Origin of the sequence: Priestia sp. TGN 0903, assembly GCF_050846855.1 — a bacterium.
GTDB lineage: Bacteria > Bacillota > Bacilli > Bacillales > Bacillaceae_H > Priestia > Priestia zanthoxyli.
Window position 1 is genome coordinate 240,645 of the sequence record NZ_JBOZGL010000006.1, and the last position, 13,923, is coordinate 254,567.

General features: G+C 39.0%; 11 protein-coding genes. 1 reads left to right on the forward strand and 10 read right to left on the reverse strand.

What is annotated here, in order from left to right; translation table 11 throughout:
• Positions 1–372: 372 nt before the first annotated feature.
• The 4 genes from ACRPLY_RS20680 to ACRPLY_RS20695 form a co-directional block, all read right to left on the reverse strand.
• A complete protein-coding gene (locus ACRPLY_RS20680; protein WP_028411974.1) occupies positions 373–1,659 on the reverse strand; it encodes a UDP-N-acetylglucosamine 1-carboxyvinyltransferase in 1,287 nt (428 codons plus the stop codon).
• Between the two features lie 207 nt (positions 1,660–1,866).
• Positions 1,867–2,511, reverse strand: a complete 645-nt coding sequence (gene fsa, locus ACRPLY_RS20685) for a fructose-6-phosphate aldolase (RefSeq protein ID WP_099000243.1) — start codon at positions 2,509–2,511, stop codon at positions 1,867–1,869.
• Between the two features lie 137 nt (positions 2,512–2,648).
• A complete protein-coding gene (locus ACRPLY_RS20690) occupies positions 2,649–3,506 on the reverse strand; it encodes a class II fructose-bisphosphate aldolase (RefSeq protein WP_013059826.1) in 858 nt (285 codons plus the stop codon).
• Positions 3,507–3,730: 224 nt separating this feature from the next.
• Positions 3,731–4,105: a response regulator gene (locus ACRPLY_RS20695; protein WP_087944205.1), complete on the reverse strand. Its 375-nt coding sequence runs from the start codon at positions 4,103–4,105 to the stop codon at positions 3,731–3,733.
• A gap of 237 nt (positions 4,106–4,342) precedes the next feature.
• Here ACRPLY_RS20695 and ACRPLY_RS20700 point away from each other — a divergent pair, with 237 nt between their 5' ends.
• On the forward strand, positions 4,343–4,873 hold the full coding sequence (locus ACRPLY_RS20700) for a DUF2529 family protein (protein WP_028411973.1): 531 nt from the start codon (positions 4,343–4,345) through the stop codon (positions 4,871–4,873).
• A gap of 39 nt (positions 4,874–4,912) precedes the next feature.
• Here ACRPLY_RS20700 and ACRPLY_RS20705 read toward each other — a convergent pair whose 3' ends face one another.
• The 6 genes from ACRPLY_RS20705 to ACRPLY_RS20730 all read right to left on the reverse strand — a co-directional run bounded on the left by ACRPLY_RS20705 (position 4,913) and on the right by ACRPLY_RS20730 (position 13,911).
• The gene (locus tag ACRPLY_RS20705; RefSeq protein WP_014457748.1) at positions 4,913–6,520 is read right to left on the reverse strand and encodes a CTP synthase; all 1,608 of its coding nucleotides are present in this window, start codon (positions 6,518–6,520) and stop codon (positions 4,913–4,915) included.
• Between the two features lie 320 nt (positions 6,521–6,840).
• A complete protein-coding gene (rpoE, locus tag ACRPLY_RS20710; RefSeq protein WP_028411972.1) occupies positions 6,841–7,377 on the reverse strand; it encodes a DNA-directed RNA polymerase subunit delta in 537 nt (178 codons plus the stop codon).
• 350 nt (positions 7,378–7,727) lie between these two features.
• Positions 7,728–10,970, reverse strand: a complete 3,243-nt coding sequence (icmF, locus tag ACRPLY_RS20715) for a fused isobutyryl-CoA mutase/GTPase IcmF (protein WP_432232101.1) — start codon at positions 10,968–10,970, stop codon at positions 7,728–7,730.
• The gene (locus tag ACRPLY_RS20720) at positions 10,967–11,611 is read right to left on the reverse strand and encodes a TetR/AcrR family transcriptional regulator (protein ID WP_014457745.1); all 645 of its coding nucleotides are present in this window, start codon (positions 11,609–11,611) and stop codon (positions 10,967–10,969) included. The genes icmF and ACRPLY_RS20720 overlap by 4 nt, the downstream gene beginning before the upstream one ends.
• A gap of 27 nt (positions 11,612–11,638) precedes the next feature.
• Positions 11,639–12,772, reverse strand: coding sequence for an acyl-CoA dehydrogenase (locus ACRPLY_RS20725; protein ID WP_013059833.1), 1,134 nt, complete (start codon positions 12,770–12,772; stop codon positions 11,639–11,641).
• A gap of 11 nt (positions 12,773–12,783) precedes the next feature.
• Positions 12,784–13,911: an acyl-CoA dehydrogenase gene (locus ACRPLY_RS20730; protein WP_028411970.1), complete on the reverse strand. Its 1,128-nt coding sequence runs from the start codon at positions 13,909–13,911 to the stop codon at positions 12,784–12,786.
• Positions 13,912–13,923: the final 12 nt, after the last annotated feature.

A 13,923-nucleotide genomic window follows, 5' to 3' on the forward strand; every position in this document is an offset into this window, starting at 1 on the left:
ACACTTTTAGAAGAATAATTCCGACATAAAACCATTTATATTATCTTGATAAATTTAACGTAGCAATTTATATTCTAACCTTTTTCTATCTTTTTAATCAATCTTTTTTTACTTTAGAAGATGAATAAAAAAAAGGAAATTTAATAGCTTAAGAGAAGCAAGGAAAACCTTTTCATAATTTCACATTAAAGGAAATAAACTGGACGTTAAAATAAGAAGTGAAATTTATCTTTTAGCTTCCCCTTTTTATCTATTTACCCTATTCATAAATATATAAGCTACACAGACATAGAAGAACGTTCCTACACCTGTGTAGCTTATTTAACGGCTCATTTCTAGAATTTGCTTTCCTGACTGTTGTGCAATTTGCCTCTATGAATTTTGAAATTGTTCAATTTCTTCTTGAGTCATCTCTTCACGCCAAATCATTGCCCCTAAATCCGATAGCTTGTCTACTAAATGGCTGTAACCTCGGTCAATGTGCTCTAAACCCGTTACTTCTGTAATCCCTTTGGCCATTAAGCCTGCGGTTACAAGGGCTGCTCCTGCTCGTAAGTCCGACGCTTTCACACGTGCACCTTGTAAGTGAATGGGACCATTAATAATAGCTGAACGTCCTTCTACCTTAACAGATGCATTCATTCGTCTCAGCTCGTCAATATGCTTAAACCTTGCACCGTAAATTGTATCTGTCACAACGCTTGTACCTGATGCTCTTGTTAGAAGCGTCGTGAATGGCTGCTGTAAATCAGTTGGAAAACCTGGATATACTAACGTTTTAATATCTACGGGCTTCAACAGCTGACGAGTCGCTACGAGAATCTGATCTGAGCTTGTTTCGATATGAATACCCATTTCCCGCATTTTAGCCGTTAATGACTCTAGGTGCTGAGGGATAACGTTGTCAACAACAACTTCTTTTCCCATACTCGCTCCCATAATCATATACGTGCCTGCTTCAATTCGGTCTGGAATGATGGAATGACGGCATCCTTTTAATTGATCTACGCCATCAATTCGAATAACGTCCGTCCCTGCACCTTTAATACGGGCACCCATACTTGTCAGTAACGTAGCTACATCGATAATTTCAGGCTCTTTAGCAGCATTCTCGATAACGGTACGCCCTTTTGCTCTCACAGCAGCTAGCATGATATTGATTGTTGCTCCTACGCTCACAACGTCTAAATAAATTCGAGCACCAATCAGTTCATCAGCTCGAATGTAAATAGCTCCTTGCTCATTTGTTACTTTCGCACCAAGAGCTTCAAAGCCTTTAATGTGCTGATCGATTGGTCTTGGACCAAGGTAACAGCCTCCTGGAAGACCAACTACCGCTTTTTTAAAGCGTCCCAACATCGCCCCCATTAAATAATAAGAAGCGCGTAATTTTTTTACTTTTCCGTTCGGTAAAGGCATTGCAACCATTCCGGATGGATCTACTGTTAATTCGTCGTTATCAATGGTTACTTTCCCACCAATTTCTTCAACTAAATCCCCTAATAACTGCACGTCTGAAATATCAGGCAGACCTTCAATTGTAACAGGTGACTCGGCTAAAATTGTTGCTGGAATAAGCGCAACGGCACTATTTTTAGCACCACTGACGCGGACGGATCCACTTAAGGTAAAGCCACCTTGTATTTTTAACTTTTCCATTTATAGCTCCCTTCTAGTGAAAGAAAGTTTCTCACCTAGTAATTGAGGAAAATTTTGGTACAAAGAATACCTAAAAGAATGGTTATTTTTCCTATTACCTACTAGTGTACACGAAAATGAAAAAATCATGTATAGTTTCGACAAGATAAAAGAAAAATATGGCATTCACCTGTCAGGATGGTAAATGCCACACAAATTTATACATGTTTAGACATTTCGTTTTTCCCAATCTGCTAAAAATTGGTCAATTCCTGCATTTGTTAACGGATGTTTGAACAATTGCATTAAAACTTTGTAAGGAATTGTCGCAATATGTGCTCCATTTTTTGCAGCTTCTGTTACGTGCATCGGATGACGAATAGATGCTGCAATAATTTCGGATGGAATGTCATGAATTGCAAAAATACCTGCAATATCTGAGATTAAATCGAGGCCATTAAAACCAATATCGTCTAACCTTCCCAAGAAAGGCGATACGTAAGTAGCACCTGCTCTTGCTGCCATTAACGCTTGGTTAGCTGAGAAAATAAGCGTAACGTTTGTCTTAATACCTAAACTAGTAAATTCTTTTACTGCTTTTAAGCCATCTGGAGTCATCGGTACCTTGATTGTAATATTCGGCGCAATCGCAGCAAGCTCTTTTCCTTCGCGAATCATGCCTTCTGCATCAAGCGCAATCACTTCTGCACTTACAGATCCTTCAACGAACTCTGTAATTTCACGAAGACGATCTTCAAACGTGATGTTCTCTTTAGCTACTAAACTAGGATTTGTTGTAACCCCCGCTAACAAACCTAATGAATGCGCTTCCTTAATCTCGTCTAAATTAGCCGTATCAATAAAAAACTTCATGAATGCCATCCCCCTGTGTTATGTATTCAGAATGATAAGAAAATTATAGTAAAAATAAAACCGCCTTACAATAAAAATAAGACGGTTTTATTTTTCAGACTCAACTAACTGCAAACAGGCCATCCGAAGATTTCAAATTATGCTTTGTTAGAAGAACCGAATTCACGCATTTTACCTTGAACCGTTTCTTTGATTGCTTCGCGAGCAGGTCCTAAGTATTTACGTGGATCATATTGTTCAGGTTGCGCAGCTAATACTTCACGAACAGCTTTAGCTGAAGCAATTTGGTTTTCAGTGTTTACGTTGATTTTAGCAGTACCTAAAGAAACTGATTTTTGGATATCTTTTGTTGGAATACCAGTTCCACCGTGTAGAACTAATGGTAAGCCTGTACGATCTCCGATTTCTTTCATTTCAGCAAAACCTAGGTTTGGTTCACCTTTGTATGGTCCGTGAACTGATCCTAATGCTGGAGCTAAGCAATCGATACCTGTACGGTTAACAAGTTCTTCACACTCGTTAGCATCTGCATAGATAACACCCTCAGCAATAACGTCGTCTTCTTGTCCACCAACAGTTCCTAGTTCTGCTTCTACAGATACTCCGTGGAAGTGAGCTAGTTCAACTACTTTAGAAGTAATTGCAATGTTTTCTTCAAATGGGTGGTGAGAAGCATCGATCATTACAGAAGTGAATCCAGCATGGATTGCTTTTGCACATGATTCAAAGCTTGAACCGTGGTCTAAGTGAATTGCAACTGGTACTTGAACGTCGTAATCTTCGATTAGAGCTTCAACCATTGCTACAACAGTTTTGAAACCGCCCATGTAGCGTGCTGCACCTTCAGATACACCAAGAATAACTGGAGAGTTTTCTTCTTTTGCTGCTTGAAGAATAGCTTGAGTAAACTCTAAGTTATTTAAGTTAAATTGACCTACTGCATAGCCTTGTTCTTTTGCTGTAATAAGCATTTCTTTCATTGATACTAAAGGCATATTGAAATCCTCCTTAAAATCAACCTTAGATTAGATGCTAACCAAAAGGCACACTCAAATAGTATGCTCTTGAATTGAGTGTTTCATGTAGAAACAACGCGCATCTTTACATAATAGATTGTCGAATTATGAATACAGTAATTAGGATACCAACTAACAATGAAAACAGCAACATTTTTAGGCTGATATTCAAAATTTGTTAGGATGAAAACCCTACCAAAACCTTAATTCGACTTTACTGGTATATATTCCCTAACAACTTTGCGGATTTCATCAATATCAAAAGGTTTTGCAAAGTGAGTTAACGCTCCTAGATCTTTTGCTTCTTGAATCATATCCAATTCACCATAAGCGGTCATAATGATGACTTTAATCGTTTCATCGTGCTGCTTTAACCTTTTTAAAATTTCGATTCCATCCATTCCTGGAATTTTCATATCTAATAAGACAAGATCCGGTGCTTGCTCTTTTGTAATATCAATCGCCTGGAAGCCGTTCGCCGCTTGAAATGTCGTATAGCCTTCTTTTTGCAGCACTTCCGTTAATAAAATACGTATACCATACTGATCATCAACAATTAAAATTTTCTCTGCCAATATAATCCCACCTTTTATATTCCTCTTCTACAGACAAAACTAACATATGTATTTCGCCTTTAAAACAAAAATCCCTGCTAATTAGAGAAATTGTTACAAAACATAGCTTTTTTTGTCATCCATCTAACTTCATTGCACTTTACTTTCATTGTAGCTCATTTCAAGATAGAATACAGATAGCTTTTTTCGTTATAATGTGTAGATAGACGGCTTTAGCCGCTTAAATCGAAGGGAGATTCTATGCTTAAAATTTTCACAACTCAACTTTCAGGTTTTTTTAAACGAATTGAAGAACAAGAAGAATTCCAATTTGAAGATGCCGCGCGTATTTTAGCACAGGCCTCTGTCGGAGAAGGATTTATCTATATTTATGGTGTAGAAGAAATGCATGCCGTTACACTAGAAGCACTAAGCAGTGCAGAACCTTTAAGTCAGGCAAAACCTTTGCCTTTACATGAATTGGATCAGCTGACTAGCGTTGATCGCGTACTGCTTGTCTCTCGATTTTCAACAGATCACAAAGCTGTGGAAATAGCTGAACGTTTAAAGAAACGCGATATTCCATTTGTCAGCATTGCTGCTGTCCCTAAAGAAATAACCGAACCTTCTTTAACAGCACTCGCAGATGCTCATATTGATACAAAATTGTTAAAGCCGCTTATTCCTGGAGAAGACGGCTCACGATTTGGTTTTCCAGCAATGATGGTCGCTTTATACGCATACTACGGTTTAACTTTCACATTAAAAGAAATCGTAGAAGAATATAAATAAAAAACACGCTGTCTTTAGACAGCGTGTTTTTTATTTCACTTATTTGTTTTGACTTGATTCCATTGATGCGCGAATAAATTCTTTGAACAATGGTTGTGGTCTAGTTGGACGAGAAGTAAATTCTGGGTGGAATTGTGAAGCCAAGAACCATGGGTGGTCTTTTAGCTCTACAATTTCAATTAAACGGCCGTCTGGGCTTGTACCAGAAAAGATAAAGCCTTTCTCTTCCATTTGTTGACGGTATTCGTTATTAAATTCATAACGATGACGATGACGCTCATATACCACTTCATCTTGATATGCTTCATATGCAAGCGTATCTTCAGACAATTTACAAGGATATAGTCCTAAACGTAGTGTACCGCCTAGGTCTTCTACGTCTTTTTGTTCTGGTAATAAGTCAATAATTGGATAGTTTGTTTCAGGTGCAATTTCTGCTGAATGTGCGCCTTCTAAGCCTAATACATTACGCGCAAACTCAACTGATGCTAGCTGCATACCTAAGCAAATACCTAAGAATGGAACTTTTTGCTCACGTGCATATTGTGTTGCTACAATTTTACCTTCAATTCCACGATCACCAAATCCACCTGGAACTAAGATACCGTCTACATCACCAAGTAAATCTTGAACATTTTCTTTTGTTACAAATTCAGAATTTACCCACTTGATGTTTACATCTGCATCGAATGCATATCCAGCATGTTTCATTGCTTCTACGACAGAAATATAAGCATCTTGAAGCTCTACATACTTACCAACCAATGCAATTTTTGTTGTATTTGAAAGTCCTTTTACTTTCTCAACCAATGCTTTCCACTCAGTCATTTCTGCTTCTTTGCAATCTAATTTCAAGTGATCGCATGTGATTTGATCTAGGTGCTGCTCTTGTAGAGATAGTGGAATTTCATATAATGTTTCAGCGTCTGCACACTCAATAACCGCTTTTGGATCAATGTCGCAGAATAAAGCTAGCTTGTCTTTCATATCTTCAGAAATTGGCATTTCTGTACGAACAACGATAACATTTGGCTGAATACCTAAGCTACGTAACTCTTTTACACTATGCTGTGTTGGTTTTGTTTTCATTTCACCAGCAGCTTTTAAATATGGCACAAGTGTACAGTGGATATACATAACATTGTCACGGCCAATATCACTTTTGATTTGACGAATAGCTTCTAGGAAAGGAAGTGACTCAATATCTCCTACCGTTCCGCCGATTTCAGTAATAACAACGTCCGCATTTGTTTCTTTACCTGCACGGAAAACGCGTTCTTTAATTTCATTTGTGATGTGCGGAATAACCTGAACTGTTCCGCCTAAATAATCACCGCGACGCTCTTTTTTCAATACGGTTGAATATACTTTACCTGTTGTTACGTTGCTGTAGCGATTTAAGTTGATATCGATAAAACGCTCATAGTGACCTAAGTCTAAGTCTGTTTCCGCGCCGTCATCCGTTACGAATACCTCACCGTGCTGGTATGGACTCATTGTTCCTGGGTCTACGTTAATGTACGGATCAAACTTTTGAATCGTTACGTTCAATCCACGGTTTTTTAATAAACGGCCTAAAGAAGCTGCTGTAATCCCTTTTCCTAGAGATGATACAACACCGCCTGTTACGAAAATATACTTTGTCATCTATACTTCCCCCTCTAAATAATTTGAACTGTACAATATTAAAAGTTTTCACATAAACAATCACAATTCATTCATTGTGCATGCGAAATTATAAGAAACCTTATGAATGTGAAACGTTCAAGAACCAAAAGAAAGTTTCTATCAAGGATTTATAAGAACCTATCGGGGTGTAAAACATGGATAGATAAAATAAAAAAATTGCTCCCAATACCAAAACTGGATTGGGAGCAATAGTCTATTTTAAATAAAAACTTTTTAAATGCTTGTTTAAAGAGCCCAAAAAAGATTCTACCTACTTCGCTTGAAAAAGTCAAGAAGGATTATTTTTCTTTTTCGTCCTCATAATCTTCTTCTTCATCTTCTTCTTCATCGTCTAGATCATCTTCTAAATCGTCAAAGTCGTCTTCTGCAAGGTCATCTTCATCTTCTTCTAGCTCGTCAATATCTTCAAAATCTTCTTCTTCGTCTAGATCATCAACATCTTCATAATCTAAATCTTCTTCTAGATCATCAAAATCTTCAACTTCTTCAACAACAGCTTTTTTCGCTTTTTTCTTTTTAGGTTTTGCAACCGGAATAACTTCTTCTTCAGCTTGGTCAAAAGGATACCATCCACGAAGACCCCAGTGGTTGTCCCCTACTGTTAAAAAGCGACCATCAATATTAATATCTGTATAAAACTGAGCTAATCTCGTTTTTAATTCTTGATCTGACATTTCAGCTGCTGCTTTAATTTCAGCAATAATTTCTTGGAATGACATTGCTTGACGATCTGTTTTTTCTTCTAGAAGCGCATAAGCAATCTCAATCATCGACATTTCTTTTAAATCCGTTTTTGAGTACTGTGCTAAACTCAAATCTGGCACATCCTTTCTATGGCTATGTATATCGAAAATCTATTAAATCAATTCATCATATGTGTAAATGATGGAAACGAATAAATACATACCATTCATTATAAACAAATTCAATACATTTATGCTAGCCTCGTTTCTAAAATTCTCGAGAATTTCGCATAAAACAACGAAAAAATAGACATTTTATTACTATAATACATTCTACTTAATACGCCAACAGCACCCTTTAATCAAAAGGGATTCACCATCAGTTATTCTGACTCCGTTGAGGTTAGGTCTATAAAAGCCGAGAGGACCAACACACGGTCATCTCGGCTTTTAATATATCACTATATACTAACGATACATTATTACATATTTCGGCGATATTGCCCACCGCATTCATATAAAGCTCGCGTAATTTCTCCTAAGCTGGCTACTTTAACGGTCTCCATTAACTCTTTGAAAATGTTCTCTCCTTCTGTTGCAGCTTTCTTTAACCTTTTCAGCGCATCTTCTCTTTTTTCTTCATGCTGCTGTTGAAACTTCTGAAGCTGATTAATTTGGTGATTTTTTTCTTCTTTTGATGCGCGGGCTAACTGCATGTCATCAACTGAGGAGCTCTCCTCTTCATTTGGATTAATATACGTATTTACTCCTATAATAGGTAAAGCTCCCGTATGTTTTTGCATCTCATATTCCATCGATTCATCTTGAATCTTACCTCGCTGATACTGCATTTCCATCGCACCTAAAACTCCGCCTCTATCATTTAAGCGTTGGAACTCAGCCAATACCGCTTCTTCTACCAAGTCTGTTAGTTCATCAATAATAAAAGAGCCCTGTAGTGGATTTTCGTTTTTAGTTAATCCATGCTCTTTTGTAATGATTAATTGAATGGCCATCGCTCTTCGTACAGATTCCTCTGTCGGTGTTGTAATTGCTTCATCATACGCATTGGTATGAAGGGAGTTGCAATTGTCATGAAGAGCCATTAAGGCTTGCAGCGTCGTACGTATATCATTAAAATTAATTTCCTGTGCATGAAGCGATCGGCCGGATGTTTGAATATGATACTTAAGCTTTTGACTGCGTTCATTTGCGCCGTATTTATCACGCATCACAATTGCCCATATTCTTCTTGCCACACGTCCAATAACCGTGTATTCAGGGTCAAGTCCATTACTAAAGAAAAACGATAAATTAGGAGCAAAATCATCAATATGCATCCCTCGGCTTAAGTAATATTCCACGTACGTAAAACCGTTGGCTAATGTAAACGCGAGCTGAGAAATTGGATTCGCCCCTGCTTCAGCAATATGATAGCCTGAAATAGACACAGAATAATAGTTGCGCACTTTCTCGTCAATAAAGTACTGCTGAATATCTCCCATCATTTTTAACGCAAATTCTGTGGAAAAAATACACGTATTTTGGCCTTGATCTTCTTTTAAAATATCCGCTTGAACGGTTCCTCTTACTTGTTTCAACGTACCCGATTTTACTTCCTCGTATTCCTGTTCCGTTAAAGGACGCTTTAATTCTTCTTCTTTCTTTTCTACCTGCTGGCTGATAGCTGTATTCATAAACATAGCTAATAATATCGGAGCCGGCCCATTAATCGTCATCGAAACGGAAGTCGAAGGATGGCAAAGATCAAATCCCTTATACAAAAGTTTCATATCATCAAGCGTACAGACATTTACGCCGCTTTCGCCAATTTTCCCGAAGATATCCGGCCTTGGATCCGGATTTTCTCCATAAAGCGTTACAGAATCAAACGCTGTACTTAAACGCTTGGCCTCATCATCTTTTGACAAATAGTGAAAGCGGCGATTGGTTCGTTCTGGTGTTCCTTCACCTGCGAATTGACGCTTAGGATCTTCACCTTTTCGTTTGAACGGAAAAACACCTGCTGTGTATGGAAATGCACCTGGCACGTTTTCTTTATAAAGAAAACGAAGAACTTCCCCGTATTCATCAACCTTTGGAAGGGCCACGCGCGGAATACGCAGTCCTGATAGCGTATCAACTTGCAAAGACGTTTTAATTTCTTTATTTCTTACCTTTGTAATAAGTTCTTCTTGCCGATACTGACTTTTTAATTTAGGCCAGTTTTCCAGCTTTTCAATCGATTCGGCCGTTAGCTGTTTTTGATATTTCTCCTTTAGCTGAGTGAGCTCTTGCTTGGCTGTTTCTGTTTCCACTTCTTCGAGAGCACCCTCTAGCTGATAAAATTTACGCGCTGTTTGCGCTTGAACGTCCGTATTGCGGTGATAAGAGCGAACGCTGTTTACAATCTCCTGTAAATATTGCTGTTGATCATTAGGAATGATGGTATATTTCTTTTCACTTACGCGCTCTGATGATTTTTCTACGTGCCAAGACGTACGGTATGTTTGATACAGATGATTTACAAGATCTTCAAATAAAATATTTGTTCCCCCGTCGTTGAACTGACTCGCGATTGTTCCGTAAACTGGCATCGTAGAGAGACTATTTTCAAACAGCTGATGATTGCGCTGATATTGACGCTGCACTTGTTTTTTTGCGTCTTCGGAACCTTTTTTTTCAAATTTATTGATGACAATAAAGTCTGCGTAATCAATCATTTCAATCTTTTCTAACTGCGACGGCGCGCCAAATTCGCTTGTCATGACATAAAGAGAGACGTTTGCAATATCTTTAACTTGAGCATCAGCTTGCCCGATGCCGCTTGTTTCGACAATGATAATGTCGAAGCCCGCTTTTTTCACGACGGCAATTCCATCTCGAATGGCCGCCGATAGCTCATGTCCAGATGAACGCGTGGCCAAACTTCTCATATACACACGAGGAGACGCTGCGATGTTCATGCGAATTCGATCCCCAAGAAGCGCTCCTCCGGTCTTTTGTTTAGTTGGATCAACGGATAAAACAGCTACATGAATATCTGGAATATGTTCAATAAACCTTCTTACTAATTCATCCGTAAGCGAACTTTTCCCCGCTCCTCCTGTTCCTGTGATTCCAATAACCGGTATTTTTTGATCTGTCTCGCTGTCGATTACACTTTCTCGTATTTCTTCAAGAGCGGCTGCATGCTCTTTTGTGTATTCATAGGCTTCATTTTCAGCACATGTAATAAGCTGGGCAATTAAACGGTCATTAGCCGGCGTTAAGGTTCGATCATTCGGCAGTGCAGGGGGATTTGTGTAATAACAATCATCGATCATGAATTGAATCATGCCTTCTAACCCCATTTTTCGTCCATCTTCCGGAGAAAAGATTTTAGAGATGCCGTAATCATGAAGCTCTTGAATCTCACTCGGAATAATTACCCCGCCGCCGCCGCCATAAATTTTAATATGAGAAGCCTGTTGTTCTTGGAGTAAATCGTACATATACTTAAAATATTCTACATGGCCGCCTTGGTAAGAAGAAATGGCGATCCCCTGAACATCCTCTTGTATGGAAGCGTTAACAATTTCTTCAACAGATCGGTTATGCCCCAGATGAATGACTTCTACCCCCTTGGCTTGAAGAATCCGTCTCATAATATTAATAGACGCATCGTGGCCGTCAAACAGGCTAGAAGCGGTTAAAAAACGAAGCGGTCTTTTGCTTGTATTCAAACTGTCTCCCCCTCACACAGTTGTTGAAATGAAAAATTTTTAAGTAAAAAATCCAACTGCATATTTGTATATTCTTCTAGTGAATAATGCTTTTGCAGCCACCATCTGCGAAATGCCCACATCTGACCTTGAACAAATAAATGATGAGCAAACAGCGAAATTTCTTTATCCGTAAGTGCAAATTGATTGTTTTCTACGCAGCCTTCGATAATAACCTTAAACATTTCAACCATATCCAGCTCTTTTTTTAATACATATGGAAGCGCATCTTTAGACAGCGATTTCGCTTCTTGGTACATAACTAATACTTCATCTTGAAGCTCATCTACAACTTTAAAATAGTGTTGAATCGCTTGTTGAAGCTCAGCGATTGTATAACGATCCACTACCATCTCTTCTAATCGCTCTCTCACTTCGTCGTAAATGTTGTCACATACAAGATATAAAACATCTTCTTTAGATTGAATATATTCGTAAAGTGTACCGATACTGAACCCAGCGGCTTTGGCAATTTCCCTTGTTGTTGTTCGGTGAAAACCTTTTTCCTTAAATAGCGTGACGGCCCCTTTAATCATTTGATTACGACGCTCTACAATCAGCTTTTCATCTTTAATGGATGTGAGAACTTCTCTCTTTTTCATTTTTTCACCTCTCCTACAACAAGTGTTTTATTTAGCAAGATACCTAGAAATGACGAGACGCTGAATTTCTTGTGTACCCTCATAAATTTGCGTGATTTTTGCATCTCTCATAAAACGTTCTACTGGATAATCTTTTGTATAACCGTACCCTCCAAATACTTGAACAGCTTCTGTCGTTACTTTCATTGCTGTATCCCCAGCATATAATTTTGACATGGCTGATTCTTTGCCGTATGGCAGCCCTTGAGACTCGAGCCAAGCAGCTTGATAGGTTAACAGTCTGGCAGCTTCTATACTCGTGGCCATGTCGGCTAACTTAAACGCAATTCCTTGCTGAGAAATAATGGGCTTTCCAAATTGCTGACGTTCCTTTGCATAAGCCACCGCCGCATCTAACGCTCCTTGAGCAATTCCTACCGCCTGCGCTGCAATACCATTTCGGCCGCCATCTAGCGTCATCATGGCAACTTTAAATCCTTCTCCTTCATTTCCTAGCAAATTTTCTTTTGGAACACGGCAATCCTCGAAAATAATTTCTGTGGTAGGTGAAGAGCGAATGCCCAGTTTCTTTTCTTTTTTACCAACTGAAAATCCCGGCATATCTTTTTCAATAATAAAAGCGCTCGTGCGTTTTTCATTAGGATCGATGCGAGCAAATACGACGTAAATATCCGCTTCGCCGCCGTTTGTAATAAAGATTTTAGAACCATTTAAAATATAATCTTCTCCGTCCTTTACAGCGAGCGTTCTCATTCCTCCTGCGTCTGATCCAGCACTCGGTTCCGTTAACCCATAAGCACCTATTTTCTCACCCGTTGCCATAGGTTTCAGGTATTTTTGTTTTTGTTCTTCTGTTCCGAATGTATAGATTGGCCAGCCGGCAAGAGAAGTATGAGCCGACAACGTAACGCCTGTTGATGCACATACTCTAGATAGTTCTTCAACGGCAATGCAATAAGCTAGATAGTCACTGCCGATTCCTCCGTATTGCTCTGGCCATGGAATACCTGTTAATCCTAGATCAGCCATTTGTGTAAAGATTCCTCTGTCAAAACGCTCTTCTTCATCTCGTTGTGCAGCTGTCGGAGCCACTTCGTTTTTGGCAAAGTCTCGCACCATTTTTCGAATCATTTCGTGCTCTTCTGAAAGTTTAAAAAACATGATTATTCCCCCTATAGTTGACTGCTAATGACAATGCGCTGAATTTCGCTTGTACCTTCGTAGATTTCGCACACTTTGGCGTCACGAAAATACCTCTCTACTGGATAATCTTTCATATAACCATAGCCTCCCAAAACTTGAATCGCATCGATTGCTACATTCATAGCCGTCTGGGAAGCAAACAATTTCGCCATTGAGGCTTCTTTTTTGCAAGGAAGTTTTTGATCATATAAAAAAGCGGCTCTGTACATTAAAAGCTTCGCTGATTCAACAGCCGTTTCCATATCAGCCAGCTTAAAGGCAATTCCCTGCTGAGATAAAATCGGCTTTCCAAATTGATATCGTTCATTTGCATAGTTTTTGGCTGCCGTTAACGCACCTTCAGCAATTCCTACCGCCTGAGCAGCAATACCAATTCTTCCAGCATTTAAATTAGCCATAGCAATTCGAAATCCTTCACCTTCTTCTCCGAGACGATTTTCTACAGGCACCTGCATATTTTCAAAGTGCAGTTGAACCGTTCGAGAACCGTGAAGACCCATCTTATGTTCATCTTTTCCTACTGAAAATCCCTCCATCGTCTTTTCAACGATAAAGGCGCTCATCCCTCTCGACCCGCGTTCGGGATTCGTTTTAGCAAATACAATATATGTATCCGCTTCTCCCCCGTTTGTAATGAAAAGCTTTGACCCATTTAAAAGATAGTGGTCTCCTTTTCGTTCTGCTTTTGTTTTTAGGCTTGCGGCATCAGACCCTGCACTAGGTTCTGTTAGGCAAAAAGCACCTAAATATTCACCTGTCGCAAGTTTTTTTACATACTTTTGTTTTTGATCTTCCGTCCCAAATACGACAATAGGATTCGTACCTACAGAAGTATGAACAGACAAAATGACGCCGAGGGCTGGACTTACTTTTGATATTTCGTGGATGGCAATCATGTATGACACAAAGTCCAGTCCACCTCCTCCGTATGTTTGAGGAACGGGAATGCCCATCAGGCCAAGATCAGCCATCTGCTTTAATAAACCTCGAGGAAATTCACCCTTTTCCATGTTTGGCACAGCCGCAGCGACTTCTTTTTCACTAAAATCAGCTACCATCTTTTTAATCATGTGTTGTTCAGACGTAAAAAAGATCATTTTGCCACTCCT

Coding starts and splice junctions, on each gene's coding strand:
- ACRPLY_RS20690 (WP_013059826.1), bottom strand. CDS start 3,506: ATGCCTTTAGTATCAATGAAAGAAATGCTTATTACAGCAAAAGAACAA.
- ACRPLY_RS20725 (WP_013059833.1), bottom strand. CDS start 12,772: ATGTTTTTTAAACTTTCAGAAGAGCACGAAATGATTCGAAAAATGGTG.
- ACRPLY_RS20700 (WP_028411973.1), top strand. CDS start 4,343: ATGCTTAAAATTTTCACAACTCAACTTTCAGGTTTTTTTAAACGAATT.
- fsa (WP_099000243.1), bottom strand. CDS start 2,511: ATGAAGTTTTTTATTGATACGGCTAATTTAGACGAGATTAAGGAAGCG.
- ACRPLY_RS20680 (WP_028411974.1), bottom strand. CDS start 1,659: ATGGAAAAGTTAAAAATACAAGGTGGCTTTACCTTAAGTGGATCCGTC.
- ACRPLY_RS20720 (WP_014457745.1), bottom strand. CDS start 11,611: ATGAAAAAGAGAGAAGTTCTCACATCCATTAAAGATGAAAAGCTGATT.
- ACRPLY_RS20730 (WP_028411970.1), bottom strand. CDS start 13,911: ATGATCTTTTTTACGTCTGAACAACACATGATTAAAAAGATGGTAGCT.
- ACRPLY_RS20705 (WP_014457748.1), bottom strand. CDS start 6,520: ATGACAAAGTATATTTTCGTAACAGGCGGTGTTGTATCATCTCTAGGA.